The organism is Aquiflexum balticum DSM 16537 (assembly GCF_900176595.1).
In the GTDB taxonomy this organism is placed as follows: domain Bacteria; phylum Bacteroidota; class Bacteroidia; order Cytophagales; family Cyclobacteriaceae; genus Aquiflexum; species Aquiflexum balticum.
The window spans coordinates 5787385-5808207 of the sequence record NZ_LT838813.1 but is presented as its reverse complement, the minus strand read 5'-3'; the positions used below and the strand labels follow the sequence as shown (position 1 = coordinate 5808207).

Here is a 20823-nt window from a genome sequence, read left to right as displayed (position 1 = left end):
ACAAAATGGCTGATATAGTATTGGCGCAAAATGTATTTCAATTTGAGATTTTAAAGAAAAGGTTTCCAAAAATAAAAATTTCAAAAGTTTTTAATCCAATAGTTTTAGATAAAGATTTTTTGAAAACAAAATTTCAGTTTGAGGGATATATTGCCTGGGTTGCTAATTTTAGGTATCAAAAGAATTTAAGGTTGTTATTTGAAGTTGCTTTACTCTTACCCTTAGAAAAAGTTAAAGTCGTTGGTCAAACGTTGTTGCCACTTGACGAAGAGACTGAATTTTACTTGGACAAATTGAAAGGATTAAAAAATGTTGAGTTGTAGGTTCAATTCCAAGAAACGAAATTTTGGAATTTTTGAATCAAGCCAAATTTTTGCTGAGTACTTCCCGATATGAAGGTTTTAGCAATACTTTTCATGAAAGTATGATAGTAGGCACCCCAATTTTAACCACCTAGGGAGTTAATCCTGATGGGATAATTGATAAATTTAATTTAGGATATATTTATAATGATGCACGGGATTTGAAAATTGTTCTTGAAAACCTTCAAATTGATGATTACATTAAAAAATCACATGATTGTGTTTCCTATGTTAGGGAAAACCATGACCATATTCAACTTGGAGGAAAAGTTTTAGATTTCTTAAATTCTATTTAATGAGCTTTAAAAAAGAAGATTATGTTTGAAATAGAAAAAAGGAATCAAAAAAATCGAATTAATTCTGAAAACTCCGATTTTTAGTTTGATCATTTTTCACCAATATGGTTTATTTTAATGACTGTATTTAAATTATTTTCTGTTATTGGTTCATTTAGAGGGTTTTGGATAAGGATTGAGTTCATTACAAACGAAATAAAAAAAAACGGTCAGCAGATTATGCTGACCGTTTTTGGTTTTCTTATAATTCGATTGTTATTTCTTGATAAACTTGACCTGTTTCATCCTGCCCTGTCCCTGATCCAGGATCAACAGATAGGTGCCGGCGGCCATCCTTACCGGCGCAAGATCGAGCACAATCTCACCATTTTCCGGTACTGCTGACCTGTTGATATACTGCCTGCCCATCATATCGTAGACTACAATATCAACCGGGATTTCCTCTCTGCTGTTCAGATGAATATGGAGTCGGTCCTCGACAGGGTTCGGATAGATCTTGAAGCCGAACATTGCATCATTTTCAGGATCTTCTATCGACAACTGTGCTTCATCATTGATTTGTCCTTTGACCGAACCTGCTGATTTTCTGGCAATATTGGACGCATTGGTATAAAGATCCGTTATTTCCGAAATGTCCAGTGCCCTTCCGTAAAGCCTGAGGTCGTCGATGGCCCCGTTGAAGCGCTGTATGGTTCCCAGTGCGCCGATGGTGAGATCGCCTGAAGCGGTACCTATGGTAAACGGTGAATAGGTGGCTGATATATCCTCAATACCGTTGATGAATATCCTGCTGGTGGTTCCGTCGAAGGTTGCCGCCACATGGATCCATTCTCCCACATCCCCTGTGTAGTTGTAGTTGGACAAAAGCCTGTATGCCGCCCCGTTGTTCCCGCGGTTGAGTCTGAACTCGATCTGTCCGTTCTGGTCAAGCCACAGTTCGAAGCCGTTTCCGTCAGCTTTGGAAATGATGGTGTTCCTGCCCACACTTCTTGGTTTGACCCAGGATACAATGCTGAGGGCCTCTGCTATTTCCAGCGATTGGCTGTGGGGCGCCACTCCGTATCTTCCCGACCAGCTGTTGAAGTTGACGGCCAGTCCGATTATTCCCGGTTCCCAGAATACATTGGCCGTATTCTGAATGGTCGCATTGTTCCCGTTGCCCGAATGGTCAATGAGTACATTGCCGGATCCCTCGTCCATCTTCCAGTGGCCCACCGGACCATCCGGCACTTGACCGTCCGCTACGGTGGCAAAGCTGCGGGTTTCGGACCAATCCGAACTGCCCTCACCGTTGTAGGCCCTTACGCGCCAGAAATAGGCGGTTTCAGGCAGCAGTCCTGTGGCATTAAAGATAATATCCGGGCCGTTGTCCACATCTGCAACCATACTTCCAAACCCAATGTCAGTGGCCAGCTGTACCTGGTATCCGGCAGCGAAGTCTGAGGTCAGCCAGGCCAGTTGTACTTCAGGAGCAATGACCGAGGCATTTCCGTCGGCAGGGGCAAGAAGCTGCGGTACAACAGGTAACGGAATTTCTCCGGCAAATAGGCCAAAGATTTCCGATCCGTCCAATGCCCTGCCGTAGAGCCTGAGGTCATCAATGGCACCGTTGAAGCGCTGTACGGTTCCCAGTGACCCGATGGTGAGATCGCCTGAAGCGGTACCTATGGTGAACGGTGCATAGGTGGCTGAAATGTCCTCAATGCCGTTGATGAATATCCTGCTGGTGGTTCCGTCAAAGGTTGCCGCCACATGGATCCATTCTCCCACATCCCCTGTGTAGTTGTAGTTTGACAAAAGCCTGTATGCCGCCCCGTTGTTTCCGCGGTTGAGTCTGAACTCGATCTGTCCGTTCTGGTCAAGCCACAGTTCGAAGCCGTTTCTGTCAGCTTTGGAAATGATGGTGTTCCTGCCCACACTTGTTGGTTTGACCCAGGATACAATGCTGAGGGCCTCTGCTATTTCCAGCGATTGGCTGTGGGGCGCCACTCCGTATCTTCCCGACCAGCTGTTGAAGTTGACGGCCAGTCCGATTATTCCCGGTTCCCAGAATACATTGGCCGTATTCTGAATGGTCGCATTGTTCCCGTTGCCCGAATGGTCAATGAGTACATTGCCGGATCCCTCGTCCATCTTCCAGTGGCCAACTAGATCTTCGTCAGGGTTGACAACCGATTCTTCCTCTGTGGTAAAGCTGCGGGTTTCGGACCAGTCCGAATCCCCTTCCACGTTTGAAGCCAACACCCTCCAGAAATATGTGGTATTTGCCGTAAGTTCAGGGGTGGTAAAGGAATTGGTCGGATGAGCGGGTTCTTCCGCAATAACACTGTCAAATTCAATATCAGAGGCAAGTTGTATGCGATAACTGTCAGCATTTGAAATACTTGTCCAAACTAAATCGACTGTAGTTTGTTGGTTTATAGCGCCATTTGACGGAGAAGTTAAACTAGGAATATCAGGCAGATTACTTGAGGAAGCAATAACTGTAAAATTGATTGACAGTGGAGTTCCTGCTGTACCGGCACCTCCGGGTTCGGAGTATGGAGTAGCGGTAAGGGTATATTCCCCAATACCTAGATTGATTCCCTCATTGAATAATAAGGTATAAGCACCTCCCTCATCAAATCTTGACAGGCTGACAGGGCCATTTAAGGATAAGAAAACAGATCCCACTACTATAGGGTCGGTATTTGCCCTAAAATTCAGCGCCTGGTTGCCTAATTCATCCAAAAACAAAATGCTTCCTTGACCTAAATTCAAAATATCCAGTGTGTTTTCAGGATTGATAAGGGTAAAGCTTTCCACACTGAAAGTATTTTTGTCAATAGGTATCAAAAGCTCATCATTTACCCCAAATTCAACCAACAAATTTGCTTCCGGATTTCCCTTAGTTCCCAAATAATTGATTGTAAGGTTAAAAAGAGTATTGGGTAAGATCAAAGCACCCGAATAATCCATTTCACCCAGATTGAATTCTGCTGCATCTGTTCCCGTAAAGGAAATATTTCTGATAAAAACCCCTTGGTTACCATCTAAGACAGAGAGTTCTACATTTACATTTTCACCGGGCAACTGAATTATTTCGGGGCCTGAAAGCGTACTTTTTAGAATCGCGGTACCTTGTGGGTTGTTCAATCCAAAAAACTCCATGTTTTTCTGGTTTCCAGAGCCACGGATTGGAGAACCTGCGGCCACGAATAGCCCATCTCCTGATACAATTCCTTGTGTCCCATGTCTCTTGAAGTTGAGTCTCGGTCCTGTGGTCCATGTTTGTTCCTGGGGATCAAAGATTTCAGTGATATCCAATGCGTCGGTATTGTCTCCACCCGGGATTTCTCCTCCTGCCACAAACAATTTGTTTTGAAAATTAGCTACCACTGCTCCAGCCCGTGGGGTAGGTATATCCAAAGCGCTGGGTAGGGTGGACCAAGTGCCGGTTTCAAAATCATAAACATCCACTTCTCTGATTACAGGGCCGAAAGTAGTGATCCCACCTGTTTGCCTGCCAGAAGCTACATACATTTTAGTCCCAATTACAGTCGCATGGAAGTGATCTCTTGGCCTTGGTGCATCAGGCAATATTGTCCATTCTCCCGTTGCAGGATCAAATTCATCAAAGTAAGACACATATTGAGCGTTATGGCCCAATCTGTTTCCGGCTACCATGTAAAATTTATCATTATATACCACGAGACCCGCTGAACCTCTTCTGCGATCTGCTGGAATTTCTGGTCCCTGGAAATATTGTTGGTTGACGGGATCAAAAATCCATACATGACTTGCAGGTTCTTCATTCGGGAAATTATTAGTTTCAAATGCACCGATTACCCAGATATACCCCTTGTATTCAGTGGCTTGGAAATGGTTAAATTGCTTTGGAGCAATATTGACCAATGAATTCCAGGAATCTTGTTGATAATTATAGATATCGATAGTCCGAGAATTTTCATTTCCCCGTCCACCCATCAGATAAAATGCCTCTCCTGCCTGAACAAAGGCATTTTCATGTCTTGCAGAATAATTCTGATCTTCATTAAGAATATTCCATGAATCAAAAGGCAAGATCGTCCAGGTAAAAGTCATAAACTCTTGATTGGGTACAGGGCTATTGGAATCAGTAACAAAAAGGGTGACAGAATAAGGACTATTCGGTAAAGCGCTTGGATCTACTTTCCCATAGAGTCTGCCATTGACGGATTCTATATCCACTCCAGGAGGTAAATTGCTGGCACTATAATGCAGCGTACCCACTCCGCCTGTAGCAGTAAAAAGTAAGTCACCGGCCAAATTTTCATTCACGGTATTGATTTGATCAGGGATGGGATTGATAATAACAATGGGTTCAGCTGGAGTAGTATCCAATATTTCTATGGCATTGACAGCTGGATTTCCGATTTTTTTGATGAATTCAATATTCAAAAACCAATCCGTCACTGAAATTTGAAATTCAACCATTCCTCCAACTTGATGTCCAAATACCTCAATAAAATCAAAGTCACTTTGTACTATTTGCTCTTCAATTTTAAGGTCAAAAATCCTGTCCCCGATATTTGAAGTGCCGGCATCACTATTCCCAAAGTATAACCTTATCTTGTAAATACTATTGGAAGCAGGTATGCTGAAAATCATATTGTCCTCTCCTTCACTTTCCCTTTCTTGGGCAAAAATTCCGGCAAAGGTAATTTCATCAATATATTCAGGTATCGAAGTATGCTTGTTTGCATAAGTAAAATCACTTGGGTTGACCAATCCCGTATTGACAGCATAGCCATCTCCCGAATAATTGCCTGCCACATTGTTTGCTCTCCAATTGGGAGAATCATTTTGACCCTCCAATACCTCGCCTCCGGCATTTATTCTAAATACAATTTGCTCCGCTGGGATGACCTGAACATCAAATGACTGTTCAATAAAAAATCCAGCTGGATTGGCAGCTTTAATGGTGATAGTCCCTGAGGCAGGGTTTTCCGGAAAATTCAATATCAGTTGGTTATTTTGAATAACTGCCGATATTTCCTCATTGGTATTGGTAAGGGTAAAAATCAGATTTCCACTGAAGTTGTGGTCATCAAAGTAATCATTCAGATCAAATTGTCTTTGTGGAGATCCGACTTGCCTGGTAATATCAAGCAATGGGTTTATGACAAAGGGTCTTTCCCCATATACTTTGAAATAATCATAAATGGATAAGAATTCTTTTGTTTCATCCGCAGAACTTCCATAAACACCGATTGCCAAAGGTTTAGCTATATCCTGAACCGCCTCAAGGATTTTTCCTGAAAGGACAATTGTACCCATACTGATAATGGGTCTATTGCCAATTTTGATCTGTGGTTCAGCAGTTCCAAGATTTGGATTTACCCGGAACATAAACTCTACCGTTTCAGAACTCAAAGGACGGTCCTCCACTTCCAAAGGAAGTAAGAGTGGGTTGGGGTCAGGAAGATCGTCAATTTCCAAAGCAGCCATTATTCCGGTCTTGGTAAATACCAATTTCAAGAAATTGCTTTGGCTTCCATCGCCCATTTGAATTCCCAATTCCCCATCATGGTCAATATCATAGAACATCTGCGGCCCCTGAAAGCCTAAAAGCCCTCCAATGACCAAAAATTCCCCTGTCTCGGTGCCAACATTTACTCCGAATTGGAATCCTTTTTTCTGATTATTTACCAAACCATTGGCAGTACCTCCTGTCATGGCTATTTGTATGGCACCGGCCGCACCCCCATAAATATCATCAGGAAGAGGGCCTTCGTTAATTTTATCCAACCAATTTAACCAGTTTGGATTTGGAGCGCCGTTGTTCATTAAGCCCGTTAGTCCCAAACCTCGGTAACCAAATGGTCTACCTAACTCGTCTGTTTTATCTGAAAACAATTCATTATTAATGGGCAAATCTGAGGGGCTTCCCAATTGAAAAGGATCCAATTCATCCCAAATACCATCTCCATCATCATCCAAATCATTCAGGTCAGAGACAAAATCCCCATCAAAATCGTTTGGCCGGGAGGCACCTGAACAATAATCCGTTCCATTGTCAATTTCATCCTGATTGGTGAAGCCATCATTGTCATAATCTGCATTGGGATCAAAAAATGGATCATCGGGTAGGGGACAAAATGGATTGTTGGAAGGAGTCAGAATACTGATCCTATTATCAAAAGTTGCTACCCAAATGGTTCCCGGAAATATATCCTCATCTCCCTGACAGGTAATGCCCAATGCATTGCCCCCATTCAAATTCCATTTATCCTCTTCCAAGGACAGCAAAGAACCATCAGGGTTTAGTCTGACCAAATGTAAAAAACCTTCATTCCTGCCACCGATCAAGGCCCCTTTTAATGCTCCTCCAAAATTGGAAGCTTTGTATTCATCGATTCCATTGCTGTTCTTTTTCCAAATGGTCACAAACTCTGGTTGAGGTCCATTGGGGTTGACAAATGCGGGATCTCTATAATCGGCTTCTGCAGGATTGGAAAGAATTAAGGGGACAGGCGGCCAATTCACTGGAAGTGTAGTTTGGGCATATGCATCAAAACCGGGTTCACCGGGAGCTATGGGAGCTAAAACTTGGGTTCTGAAAATTTCATTCGGAGTGTATAATGGGGAAAGATTGGTCCAATTGCTATCATCCCCAATGGATTTGGTGTACAAGCCCGCTCCTCCCGGATTAAAAGGAAAAGAGGCTCCTAAGGAATAAGGGACTCCTGGATTAGCCCGAATAGGTGTTGGATGTCCTCCATAAAAAGCGCCTGGCTGATAGGATTGAATGTCCTGCGTAATCAATAAAATATGATCCTGATTTCTGACATGCTCTCCACTTGCAGATTTATTGGTACTATTGCCACCCGGTTCCCCTGTTAAATAATTATTTGTAACAGTAGATGGATTACCTTCATTTTCTGGCAATCCACCCCAATTGGCATTGGGGCCATTATCGGTAATAAAAACTTTTCCAGCCTCTGTAACAACAAAATCGTAAGCATTTCTGTAGCCAGCCGAAAATATCTGTACAGGTCCGCCCTCCACCACCATAGCCATGTTTAGCCCATCATTTCCGCCCCAAGGATCTCCTACATCAATGCCGTCGTAATCCGGATGATTTGGATCATAAATACCATTTAGATTTGGCCTGGAAGGATCATCAAGTGTTGGAATATCATATTTATATTGTCTTCCTGAACTTGGGTCTATCTGGATAGGCATAGATTCAATGGCATCCAAATCAATACTCAAAAGCGCTGCGGAAAGGGCATATTCCGTAATCCAGGTAAAGTTGGTGCTGGGTGACCCAGCATTGGTAAACCCTCCACTAGCTACCAATAAATAAGGCTTATTGTTGATAATGGTAAATTCAACGGCATTGGTAGAATGGTTTTCTTCAGACCTTGGAAGCCCTCTAACCAAATCCACAACATCCCAGGAATTGCCATTCCAAGTCAATTTGGTAATAATCCCTGAATTGGTATCCAAGACCTTATCTCCGGAAGGACCACCCCAAGTAGGGTCACTCGATCCCACATAAATGATTGGGTTTTCAGGGGTGCCGACAACTTCTATCCCAGTAATCTGTCTGTCTGATCTGCCATTCCAAGCAGGGGTGCCGATATCATCATGATTAGGAATGCTTTTTACATCAAATAAAATTTCATGGTCCACCACACTATAGATATTGTTTCCCGTATTTTCAATTCTATAAATTTGAATTTCGCCTCTTCTTCTGGCAAGGTATAACCTGTTATCAGGTCCGAATTTTAGGGAAGTCCCCTGAGAGGGGGGGGTAAAGCCATTAAAATTCAAAGTGCTTAAGTCAAATTCCACGCTTTGGGCTCTTAATTCAAAGGAAGTAATCAACATTAATCCTACAAAAACTGTAAGGATTTTGATGGATTGAAACAGGAATAAGTTTTTCATATTCATGATATTTAATAGAAAGAAAAATAAAAGGGCAATTTATAATGCGAGATATATACAAGACGGAAGTCCTTTTGAAATTGAATTTTGCATTTGTATCTGTATAATTTTGGCTGATTTTGAAGATGTTTTTTGTTATTTACAACTTCCTTTTATGTTTAAAGATAATTCTTGGTCAAATCTATAAATATTATTTGAAATATAAAAAAATGAAACACATATTATGTTTTATGATTTACAAAAAAAAACGAGCAAAAATTAATTTAATCGGAAATCGAGTTTTATGTTTTTCGAAAAGCATAGTGTTTCAATGATTTTTATCATAAAAATTTAGAATATCTGCTAACCGAAAGCAGGTTAGCATTGTATTCTTATCAAAGAATGCCTGAAAAATTTCCTCCCTCTTCACACGATATGAGTTATTTTTCAGTTAAAAAAGATGGCTATAATCCTATCGAAGTAAAGATAAGCCGAACTGAAAATTGAAGCGAACATACCAAAAAAGAGAAATCCCGAAGGACTGTAATTATTCCAGCCAAAAAAAATACTTAACGCAGTTTTTCCAATACCCCTTGATTTTCGATAAATTCACGAATTGAAGTCACAGATTTTTTCCATTGATATTGTTTCTCCATTTTTAGATAACCATATTCACCCATTTTTTTACACAATTTTGGGTTGTCTAATAGATAAATCAATTGAGATGCCATCCCCTGAATATCCTTGTAATCCAGCAAAAAACCATTTTTCCCTTCTTCTACAAAATCAGGTAAGGCTCCGATATTTAGCCCAACAATAGGCAATTTATAGGCCATGGCTTCCAGATAAACGATGCCAAAAGGTTCTCTTTTGGAAGGCATACAAAATATAGAAGCGGTTTCATAATGTTTTTTGACTTGATCTAAAGGCAATTTTCCCCATATTTTAACATTTGGATGTTGGATTTCGGGACTGCAACCGACAATATCCAATTTTACATCCGGATGTTTTTGATAAACCAACTTAAAAGCCTCAAATAACTCAGGACCTCCTTTTCTTTCCCAATCTACACCTACAAACAAGATGTTTTTATTAGAATACCTGTCTAATGGATAAAAAATATCGGAATAGGATATATTGGAACCAGCATATACACATTTAACTTTATCAGATTGGATGTGATATTGATCTCTTAGTGAATTTTTCACATGATTGCTCATAGTAAAAATTCCAGTAGCATTCTTATAAAGTTTGGTTTCCTGTTCTACCCAATTTTTTGAATTTAGAATCCTTGTATCAAATCCAGGATAACTTAAATTCACCAAATGAGTGTGGTCAGTATAGATATAATGTGGACAATACCCTAAATTGCCATTAAAGTTGGATTGGGTTTGAATAGAAAATACATAAACTTTTTTTTGAGTTGCCTTGAGGATTAATCTATTGCTAAGCTTAAAAAAATGGGATCTTTTTTGGTTCAAGCCCCTGAAATCATTCCGAATTATTTTTTTAGATGAAAAAAGAGATTTAATAGCAAACCCAAGTTTATCTTTAAAACTCATTTGTTTAACCAAGATTTTGAGATCAAGGCATTCAATATTGTAATCTGGAAATTTCTTTTCTAAGGATTGGAAGAAGGCCTTGTTTATATGTGAAAAAGAACCTATTTGAATAAAAAGTATTGTTCTATTAGTCATGAAGGATTGTTTATTTTTTTAAGTGACTTAATTTTTGTTTTAATTAACACAAGATCTTTTATTATCCTCAATTTTAAGGTTTCATCAAATTTAGTGATTTAAATTTTTTCAATGATTTAAAAATTTCACTAACTTTTTACTTAATAACAAATGATCATGATTTTGATTTAAATAATTTATACAACTAAAAGACATATTTTGATAATCCTCCATTTCAAGATTCTTTAATTTTTGGATTAGGGCTATTTCATCCGTATAGATTAATCCTAAATTGTATTTTTCAATTATTTGATCAGGATTGACTAGGTTACTGCTAATAATTGGTGTTCCGGAATTCATAGCTTCCAAAAAAGTATTGCTAAAACCTTCATACCTTGAGGTGTTGATTAAAAATTTAGCATTTGCTAAAAAAGGCAGAATTTCTGATCTATTAAGTTTCCCCATAAAATAAACATTATCTAATTTTTGTAATTTATCTACATATTTTTTTGACTCTTCATCATAATGTTTAGTGGGCACCCCAGCAATTTTGAACTCCTCATCAGGAAGCAAAGTAGCTATTTGATATAGTAATTTTAAATTCTTTTGATAACGGAAATTAGCAATCCAGGTAAAATATCCCTTCATTTCTTTTTTGGCACTCAGAAACTCAGGATTAATTTTGATTGGATTGTAAAATTTAACAATTGGCTTTTTGGGAAATTTCTTTTTCAGCTTTCGCAATTGATACTCATTTTGGGCCAATATATAATCAGACCATTTTAAGCCTAAAATCAAAAAAAACTGGTGTGAGGTGCTTGCGGTATTTTTTAACCTTTTATCTAAGAGATTATCATTGGATATTCTGATAACATGTTTGATCCCTAACATTTTGCAAAAAAGTGCAGTTATATAACTATTCCAACCTGGCACTGATTCATATAAAAAATCAGGTTTAACTTTCTTTAAGGCTTTGTAAAATTTCGGCAATCTATAGGTTGCCCAACGAATTTTCTTTATACCTTTTTCACTATTAAAAGTCGATACTAAATGAAATTTTTGGTATTCAGGTTTAATTGGCCTTAAGTCATTTTCCCTTTTTGCCAAAAAAATCTCATGCCCAATGTGATGGAGTCCTTCCATCCACATCAATGTTTGCACTGCTGCCCCTCCGGAAGCCCCACCTTCTGTTGCAATTAATTCCATAACTGCAGTTTCGGTAAATAAGAATTTTGCCACGATATCTAAAAATTATATTTAAGTATTTTATTTAACCTTTTTTTAAAGTTATCTATTCGAAAGTAACCATTTGGCCCAATTGATTGCTTATCTAATTCCCAATTATTCTAAAGAACTGAATGATTATTGTAACTCTATTTGATTTTTAGAGCCAGGCATTGGTAAAAAGAAAAGGTTTGATGACCTTGTTAAGGGTTTTATCTTGAAATTCTCAAAACATCATAATTATTTTTATGAATTTTTAAATTAGTATTAATTGTTTTTTGGAAATGAACTATATTATAATTTTTACTGTAGATCTTATTTTTCTTACAAGAATATATCATTCATTCTAAAAAGCCTAAATTTAAAAATTTCTTTACATATTAAAATTATAAAGGGTGGGGATTTTCATTTATTTAGCTTGAAGACTCAAGTTAAAAGTAATTGTGCCTTTATTAATCAAGCATTCAAAATGACATGAATCTTAAGAAAAAAGGTTTTATTGCTTATTTTGTTTTTTTTTTTAAATTTACTGCGCTTATTTCACTTCTTTAGAGTAATGTTACTTTTCATGTATAAAATTAAAGAATTTAATTAGGGATCTTGTTATTGAATTCATTGTTCCTATTCCCAAAATTTCATCGTTTTTGGTTTAATAAAAAATTCTTGAAAAAGTTATGTGTAAAATATTTAAAAAATGAAAATTTTAATTGATATAAATCATCCCGCCCATGTCCACTATTTCCGAAATTTTTATGAAATAATGACTGAAAAAGGTCATCAGATTTTGGTGGTATCCAGAAATAAAGAAATAGAACATCAACTCTTGGAATATTATAACATTCCCTTTATCAATAGGGGTAAAGGAAAGGAGGGCAAAATCGGAAAATTTGTATATCTTGTCTATGCTGATTTGAAACTTCTGACCATAGCATTGAGATTTAAGCCTGATGTATTTTTGAATTTCCTGCATCCCTATCCTTCTCAAGTCGCCAAATTATTGGGGAAAACCTCCTTGGTTTTCAGTGATTCCGAACATGCGGCATTACATCATAAATTGACGGTTCCTTTTGCTACTAAAATCTTCACCCCTTCCTGTTATCGTATTGATTTGGGTGAAAAACAGGTGAGGTTCAATAGTTTTATGGAACTATCCTATTTACATCCCAATTATTATACTCCGAATCCCGATATTTTCCAGATCTTAGGGATTAGTCCTGGTGAAAGATATGTAATTGTTAGGTTTGTTTCCTGGGCCGCAGCACATGATTTTGGTCATGCAGGAATAAGTTTGGAAAATAAAACCAAAGCGGTTTTAGAAATGTCTAAGTTGGTAAAAGTTTTTATTTCTTCTGAAAAGGAATTGCCTGAAAAACTCAAACCATTTCAAATCAGGATTCCTCTACACAGAATCCATGATGCACTTTATTACAGTAGTATGCTTTTTGGAGAGAGTGGGACAATGACTTCTGAAGCAGCTGTTTTAGGAACGCCAGCAATTTTTTTGAATGACAATGGATTGGGATATACGGATGAAGAAGAACATGAATATGGTTTAGTTTACAATTACACCGAAAGTCCTGTAGATCAGGAAAGGGCAATTGAAAAAGCTATTGAATTGTTACAGAAACCCCATCTTGATTTAGAATTCAAATCCAAAAGGGAAAAATTACTTTCTGACAAATTGGATACTACCCAGTTTATGATGGAGGCAATAGAAAATTTAGATCTTGTAAAAAAGGCTTTGTCCAATTAACTTCATTTTCCGATAATATTCATTTCTTTGAAAAATTTAATAAAATAATAATTCAATGAAACGAAACTATTTTTGTTAAATCAAATTCGGATTAAATCAAGTAAAAAAATTATTGATTCATGAGAGTACTATTTGTATCCAGTGGCAATAGGGGAAAAGGCTTAAACCCTATTATCCAATTACAGGCCAAAAGTCTGGAAGAAAAAGGAGTTGAAATTGATCGTTTTTTGATTTTTGGAAACGGAATAAGAGGTTATTTCTTTAATATTTTCAAACTGAGAAAACACCTTAAAAAACATTCTTATGATTTGATTCATGCGCATTTTGGATTCTCTTGTATCGTGGCCCAACTAGCCAAGGGGAGGCTACCTTTACTTGTGACTTTAATGGGTACAGATGTATTAGGGCTAAAGGACCTTAAAGGGAAGATGAGTTTTGGTAATAAAATCATACTATGGATCAATCATTTTTTCGGGATTTATGTCTATAAATCAGTCATAGTAATGAATAGTAGTATGAAAAATATGTTTTGGAGGAGAAAAGGGCCTACATATATTCTTTCCAATGGAGTGGATACCACACTTTTCCAAGAAATTCCTAAAGCTGAAGCATTAAATCATCTAGGTTGGGATCCCCAGATTGATCATTTTATATTTATGGCAAAGCCCAATAGACCTGAAAAGAATTATCCCCTTGCCTTAGATGCTGTTAAAAAATTAAAAGAAAATGGATATCCGGTTGAATTGCATGCGGTATTTCAGGAGAAAAGCGAAAACCTAAAATATTATTTTAGTGCTGCTACTGCTTTGTTAATTCCCTCCTTCCACGAAGGTTCCCCCAATGTAGTCAAAGAAGCTTTTGCATGTAATTGCCCTATAGTATTCACCGATGTGGGAGATGTGGCGGAGAATACGGCCGATTTAGAAGGCTGTTTTATGGCACCCTATGACCCTGAGGGATTCAGCAATGAAATTATCAAGGCAATTGAATTTGGCAAAAACAAGGGTAGAATCAAAGGACGGGAAAGAATTAAGAAATTGAACTTTGATAAGGAAATCGTTGCAGAAAAAATCATACAAATATATAAAGAGTTATCCTCAAATAGTTTGGATTGAATACGCTCTTTTTGTCTATTAAAAAAAAATAAAAACCTGATAATATGTTATTATTGGGTAGGATTAATGGAATCAATTTAAATTATATGCTATTTAATTCCATCGAGTTTGCAATTTTTCTTCCGGTAGTATTTTTACTCTATTGGATTCCACTTAAAAATAGTCGGAAAAATCAAAATATTCTATTGCTTTTGTCCAGTTATTTTTTTTATGGTTGGTGGGACTGGAGGTTTCTAAGCTTAATTTTATTTAGTTCAACAGTAGATTTTCTAATTGGAATGAAGCTCGACTCAGAAGTTAATTCAAAACGCCGAAAAACCTTATTGATTCTAAGCATTTTGATAAACTTAGGGTTTTTAGGATTTTTTAAGTATTATAATTTCTTCCAGGAAAGTTTTGTTGATGCTTTTACTTTTTTCGGTCAAAAGTTACAAGTCGACAGATTAAATATCATACTTCCGGTAGGGATTAGTTTTTATACTTTTCAAACTTTAAGTTATACAATAGATGTTTATAAAAAGAAATTTCCTGCTACCCTGGATATTATTGGATTTTACACTTTTGTGAGTTTTTTTCCTCAATTAGTTGCAGGTCCAATTGAACGAGCTTCCACATTGCTACCGCAATTTTTTAACAAAAGAACTTTTGAATATGAAAAAATATCCACAGGGCTTAAGATGATTTTATGGGGATTATTTATGAAAGTTGTTGTAGCAGATAGGTTATCTCTATTCGTCGACGAGGTTTACAGTGATGTGGTTTCCCAATCAGGTATTTCCCTGGCAATGGCAACTTTTTTCTTTTCTTTTCAAATATATTGTGATTTTGCGGGGTATTCCTTAATGGCTATTGGTACAGCCAAAATGTTTGATTTTGATTTAATGACAAATTTCAAACGACCTTATTTTGCCACTTCCTTTAAATCTTTCTGGAGTAGGTGGCATATTTCTTTGTCTACATGGTTCCGTGACTATGTATACATCCCCCTTGGGGGAAGTAAAGTAAGTAAGTTTAAATCCGGATTTAATTTATTCCTCACTTTTTTTGTTAGTGGTTTTTGGCATGGAGCAAATTGGACATTTTTGGTTTGGGGAGCTCTCCATGGTTTTTACCAAGTGATTGAAAAATACACAATCAAAATAAAATTGCCGAAAGGTATCCTTGTATTATTGGTTTTTATTTTGACAAATTTGGCATGGGTTTTTTTTCGGGCGCCATCTGTTTCTAGTGCAATGGTGATTTTAAAAAAAATAATCCTTTTCCAAGGTAATGGATTTTATTTTGGTGACAAAGGAATTTTCTTGTATTCAGTTTTAGGAATAATTGTATTAATAATCAATGATTTGATTGAAGAGTTCAGGCCGAATTGGAATTTGTTGTATCATAAAAATGCCTTGGTAAGGTTAATTTCAATTGTCCTATTAATTGTTTATATCATATCTTTTGGGGTTTTCGACCAAAGTCAATTTATTTATTTTCAGTTTTAAGTATTAGATTTATGAAAAGACTATTCATCAAATTATTGATTTTATCAGTATTTTTATTTGGGTTGGATTGGGGTGGGGGATTGATTCTGAGAAGAATTCTTAATAATTCCCCTGATGGCAGGTATTATAAGGCCATTTACACCTTGGATAGTTCAACTGAAGACTTACTGATTTTTGGGAGTTCAAGGGCTGAAGCCAATTATGTTCCTGATGAATTCAGGGAGTCTTTGGGATTTTCTACCTGGAACGCAGGAAGAGGGGGGCAATTCCTACCTTTCTGGTATTCACTTTACCTTGGGATGGGAAAAAGACATATACCTAAAGTGGTAATTATTAATGTGGAAAATGATTTTTTAAAAGCCAAGGACAGATCCTCAGCATTTGAAAGGGCAGGGTTTTTGCGGCCCTTTTACAAGACTCATTTACCAATACAACCCATACTGGATAAAATTTCAAAATCAGAGCATATAATGATCAAATCTGATCTTTATGCTTTTAATTCCAGTTTTTATTATTTACTTAGACCTTTTGTATTTCAGGGAGTTGACGGAAAAAGGGAAGATATGGGATGGAAGCCCTTGTCAGGGACAATGGCTTTACAAAAAGGAAAACCGAAAATTGTGAAAGAAAGTGATAGTGAACTTAGCCCATTATTTGTAGAGCTTTTTGAAAAATTTGTTTCGGATTTAAATTCAAATGGTACAAAAGTATTTATTTGTATTTCTCCGGACTTTGGAAGAATTGTGCAAGAAACCTCTACCTTGAATTATCTTAAAAGTATGAAAGGAATTAATTTGATTGATTTTTCTTCAAATACTGAATTCATAACAAATTACAAGTTGTACAAAGATAGAGACCATTTAAATATACAGGGAGCGCGGCTGTTTTCCCAGGCTTTAGCTAAGGAAATTGCGGAAAATTTATAATTATTGAAATTAATTAACATTTAATTTTCTTTCCTTAAAAATTCCTTGTAAATAAATTTTAGAAAATCTAAGGTCATATGTATACTCTATTATTGAAAATCAAACTAAAAAAATGAAAATAAAAATTTTGTTTTTTATCGGTACTTTAGGTTCAGGTGGAAAAGAGCGTCGGCTATTGGAATTATTGACCTTTCTGTCCCCAAAAAACCATTATGAACTCGTTTTAGTGACTAAAAAATCAGAAGTTTTGTTTAAGAATTTCTTTGATCTTAATGTAAAGTGGATTTCTTTAAAATCCCCAAAATTGAAATTAGGCTCTTTTGGAGAATTCAAGGAAATTGTGAAAAGTGAAAAACCTCAAATCATCCACACTTGGGGAAGCAAGCAAACTTTGGTTGCTTTATACTCTATTATATTTCAACAAAAAATCAAATTGGTAAATAGTCAAATTACTTCTGCCCCACCCAAAATCACTCTTATGGAAAGATTGATATCAAGGCTAAATTTTCATTTTTCAAGTGCAGTACTTGCTAATTCGTTTGCTGGTATCAATGCCTTTACCCCCCCACTTCATAAATCGAAAGTTATCTATAATGGGCTTAACTTTGATAGATTCAAGGATTTACCAAATAAAAATGAAATTAAGAAAAAGTACGGGTTAAATAAGAAATTCACACTAATTATGGTAGCCTCCTTCTCATCAAACAAAGATTATTTGCGCTTTTTCAAAGTTGGTTTGGAATTGAATAAATTACGGGATGATACAGTTTTTTTGGGAGTTGGGTACTATGATAAAGAAAATGAAAGGTACTATCAAGATTGTTTGGAATTGACAAAGGATTATCCAAATCTAAAAATAATTCCCGGATGTCAGGAAATAGAAGCTCTGGTGAATGTTTGTGATTTGGGATTATTGTTTTCACCCAATGGTGAAGGTCTTTCTAATTCAATTTTGGAATATATGACTCTGGGAAGACCAGTTATTGCCAATGATGCTGGAGGTACAAAGGAGATCATTCAAAATAATTACAATGGCTACTTGGTCAGTGATGAATCACCAGAGGAAATAGCAGAGATGATCAATAAGCTACTAAATGATCCGAATAAAATGATGGAAATGGGTAGAAGATCGGAAGAAAGAATTAAAAGTGAGTTTTCTTTGGAAAGAATGGGTCAAGAATTTGAAACAGTTTATCATTCATTGTTAAGGTAGATTTATCTTTTATATTTATTTTCAACTGATAATAAGCTAAATCTAGAAGAGTAATGTCTCCATCGATATATATTTAGATAAAGATTTTAAAAAAACTATAAGGATTGAAGAATGAGAATAATTGAATTTTAAGACTGAATTTTGTTAGAAATATATTTATACTTTCTTATTGCCTTGATTTAAAATAAACTTCTATCGCATCCATGGGGATATTTGAAAAACAAACTTAAAAGCCGAAAAACATCAGCTAATCTCATTTGCTTTGTTTTTTTGATGAAAAAATCTTATGAATAGTAGAGATAGAAAAAGAGAGACTGTTATAAAAATATTTCATGGAGAAGAGGCCATTCGTCTGCTTCATGAAGAATCCTTGCAGAGGAAATGGTCTTCTCTCGTACAACAATTTGAAAATTCCTCAATTTTTCAGTCTCCCGATTTTGTACTTCCTTGGTATTTGGAACATCAAAATGAATTTTCCCCTTTGCTTATTTTGGCCTTTTCTTCTGACCAATTAGTTGGGATCTTAACTTTAGCAAGAAAATTGGATCATACCTTAGGGAAACCCTGTAAAATGCTTTTTGGAGCGGGGAATAATTATGCGCTTTACCAAACCTGGTTGGTATTGCCAGATTTTAGGGAAGCTTTTTGGGAGCTTGGAATTAAACAAATATTCAAGAAGTTTCCAGGTTGTAGCATAAACCTTAAATCCTTGCCAAATTTAGATGATTATGTCTTTTTGTCTCAACATAAAGATTTCAAAAGCATGACAGCACTGGAAAAATCCCATAATCCTGTTTTAGACTTTGAAGAGGAAAATTTTAAAAGAATAATTGGGAAAAGACATTTTAGGTCGAAATTTAATAGGCTGAACCGTGCAGGAGAAGTCCAATTTAAAAAATTGGAATCCCCTGATGAGCTTAGTTCTGCTTTTGGTGATATTTTTTTGTTCTACAATTTACGTCACGGGGCCGCATTCAATAAAATACCTTTTCCAAATGGAAATATCGATAAACAATTATTTTTGGAATGGTTCAAAAAAGGAGTGCTTCATGCGAGTATACTCTATTTGGATGGTGATTTGATCGGTTCGGTGATAATGCTCGACGATTTTGGAAAAACAGCTCATTTGGCCGGATTAATTACTTATTCCCCAAGTCATGCGAAATTTTCTCCAGGTTTGGTGCACCTTTACTTATTGGCACAAATGCTGAAGGAGGAATCGTTTCAAAATTTGAAACTATCTCCAGGATATGATGTCTATAAAGAGCGTTTTTCCAATACCCATGAGGAAATATATGAATTGTTGATCAGTGCTAGTTTATATCAAATTTGGCGGAGAAAATTAAGGGGTAATTGGAGACGATTTTTATTGAAAAAAGGTATTAGACCTATGGAAATTGGGGTACAAATCAGTAAAAAATCAGCTACTCTAAAAAATAAATGGTTCAATTTGAAAAATCATTTGTTTACCAGAAAGCTTTCTCAAACTCAAATTTTCGAGAAATTAAATCAATTTGAGGAGAAAGATTTTTTTGAAAGTAAAATTCAATACCATTTCAATGAGCTTTCGACTTTGCTAATGGTTGATGATTTTACCTTTGAACTCAGCAGATGGGAGTTTTTGGAAGACAGTCTAAAGCGCTTGGAAGCAGGATATCATTTTGTAACTTTGGTTAAAGGAAATAATTTATTGGCTTGTATATGGACTGAGAAAAATTTTAAAAATAACAGTGTATTGAAAGACATTCTGAAAGGTAAAGAAGTTCTAACAGGATTTTTTTCAAAAAATTTATTGATTGCAATTAAGAAATGAGATGGAAATATATTGATCTTTTTGTTTCTTTGCTTAAAATTATTTAATTAACCTTTTCAACCACCCAAAAATAACCATGATTTCTTTTTTTTTCGAAAATTTATCGTCTCTTTTTTTTTCTGATTTATGAAGTTGCACAATACAATAATCAATTTCCATGTTATCCAAAATATGGAATGGATGGAAGACATTATAAAAATGCTTTCCAAAAAGTTTGAAATGATAAGCATCGAACAGCTTGAAGATTATTATTATGGAAAATTGGAAGGTAAAAACTATTGCCATATTACGATAGATGATGGGGACAATAGCGTCTATTCACACCTTTTTCCACTTTTAAAGAAATACCAAGTGCCCGTTTCCATATTCGTTTCACCTAAAGCAGTAATTACAGGAAAGAATTTTTGGTTTCAAGAAATTAAGGGTTACGATCCGGTCAAATTGCTTCAATACTATAATAAATATAAGGGGACAAATTTTCAATTTGTAAATGGCAAGCAAGTAAATGCTTTGATAAAATCTTGTCCCATTGACGAAATTCATGAAATAATTAAAAACTTTAAGAAAATTTATCAAATTCCTGACAAAGAAAGGAGATGTCTTACCATTGAACAATTAAAGGAGCTTCAGGCATCAGATTTAGTGGGTATCGGTGCGCATACTTTGCATCATCCAATTTTAAAAAATGAAAAAGAAGATGTTGTCCGAATAGAAATCATTGAATCGATAAATCAGCTCTCGGCAATTTTAGGAGAAGAAGTTAAATATTTTGCATACCCAAATGGAATGCCTGAATTCGATTTCGGAAATAGGGAGATTAATATCCTAAAAGAAAAAAAAATCAAATTGGCATTTTCAACTGAAGGCAAAAATTTTTCCAAAAATGATAATCCATTATCTATTCCAAGAAGGGGTGTCACCAAAGGTTCTGCTACTTTTGTTTACACCAAACTTTTACTGGGGAATTCTTGGGATACAATAAAACAACTGATTAAAGGTAAACAAGAAAAGTATTATAGGGTAAATGAAGGGGTTTAAAAAATGAATCTGCAATCATATTTTTGA

12 protein-coding genes are annotated in these 20823 nt (G+C 36.1%); 9 read left to right on the top strand and 3 right to left on the bottom strand.

From position 1 onward, the window contains the following. Window positions 1-5 precede the first annotated feature (5 nt). Together B9A52_RS25785 and B9A52_RS26630 are read left to right on the top strand one after the other, a co-directional pair. Complete coding sequence (locus B9A52_RS25785) at window positions 6-323, top strand: hypothetical protein (RefSeq protein WP_157370290.1); 318 nt, start codon at window positions 6-8, stop codon at window positions 321-323. A 23-nt stretch (window positions 324-346) separates the two neighbouring features. After that, window positions 347-457, top strand: coding sequence for a hypothetical protein (locus B9A52_RS26630; RefSeq protein ID WP_394334865.1), 111 nt, complete (start codon window positions 347-349; stop codon window positions 455-457). Window positions 458-913: 456 nt separating this feature from the next. Here the strand turns inward: B9A52_RS26630 and B9A52_RS24635 are convergent, their stop codons facing one another. From B9A52_RS24635 to B9A52_RS24620, 3 genes are all read right to left on the bottom strand, one after another. Next, window positions 914-8572 carry a LamG-like jellyroll fold domain-containing protein gene (locus tag B9A52_RS24635; protein ID WP_172805282.1) on the bottom strand — a complete coding sequence of 2553 codons (7659 nt, stop codon included), beginning with the start codon at window positions 8570-8572 and terminating at the stop codon, window positions 914-916. A gap of 548 nt (window positions 8573-9120) precedes the next feature. After that, complete coding sequence (locus B9A52_RS25925; RefSeq protein WP_172805281.1) at window positions 9121-9759, bottom strand: glycosyltransferase family 4 protein; 639 nt, start codon at window positions 9757-9759, stop codon at window positions 9121-9123. 597 nt (window positions 9760-10356) lie between these two features. Continuing rightward, window positions 10357-11466 carry a glycosyltransferase gene (locus B9A52_RS24620; RefSeq protein WP_084123210.1) on the bottom strand — a complete coding sequence of 370 codons (1110 nt, stop codon included), beginning with the start codon at window positions 11464-11466 and terminating at the stop codon, window positions 10357-10359. Window positions 11467-12145: 679 nt separating this feature from the next. Here B9A52_RS24620 and B9A52_RS24615 point away from each other — a divergent pair. From B9A52_RS24615 to B9A52_RS24585, 7 genes are all read left to right on the top strand, one after another. Beyond that, complete coding sequence (locus B9A52_RS24615; protein ID WP_084123209.1) at window positions 12146-13204, top strand: DUF354 domain-containing protein; 1059 nt, start codon at window positions 12146-12148, stop codon at window positions 13202-13204. Window positions 13205-13323: 119 nt separating this feature from the next. After that, window positions 13324-14319 carry a glycosyltransferase family 4 protein gene (locus B9A52_RS24610; protein ID WP_084123208.1) on the top strand — a complete coding sequence of 332 codons (996 nt, stop codon included), beginning with the start codon at window positions 13324-13326 and terminating at the stop codon, window positions 14317-14319. 278 nt (window positions 14320-14597) lie between these two features. Further along, window positions 14598-15806, top strand: a complete 1209-nt coding sequence (locus tag B9A52_RS24605) for an MBOAT family O-acyltransferase (RefSeq protein WP_317045528.1) — start codon at window positions 14598-14600, stop codon at window positions 15804-15806. 11 nt (window positions 15807-15817) lie between these two features. Further along, window positions 15818-16732: a hypothetical protein gene (locus B9A52_RS24600; protein WP_084123207.1), complete on the top strand. Its 915-nt coding sequence runs from the start codon at window positions 15818-15820 to the stop codon at window positions 16730-16732. A 112-nt stretch (window positions 16733-16844) separates the two neighbouring features. After that, window positions 16845-17945 (top strand): glycosyltransferase, encoded by a 1101-nt coding sequence (locus tag B9A52_RS24595; RefSeq protein WP_084123206.1) that lies wholly within the window; start codon window positions 16845-16847, stop codon window positions 17943-17945. Between the two features lie 286 nt (window positions 17946-18231). After that, on the top strand, window positions 18232-19758 hold the full coding sequence (locus tag B9A52_RS24590) for a GNAT family N-acetyltransferase (RefSeq protein WP_084123205.1): 1527 nt from the start codon (window positions 18232-18234) through the stop codon (window positions 19756-19758). A gap of 180 nt (window positions 19759-19938) precedes the next feature. Further along, on the top strand, window positions 19939-20796 hold the full coding sequence (locus B9A52_RS24585) for a polysaccharide deacetylase family protein (RefSeq protein WP_172805280.1): 858 nt from the start codon (window positions 19939-19941) through the stop codon (window positions 20794-20796). Window positions 20797-20823: the final 27 nt, after the last annotated feature.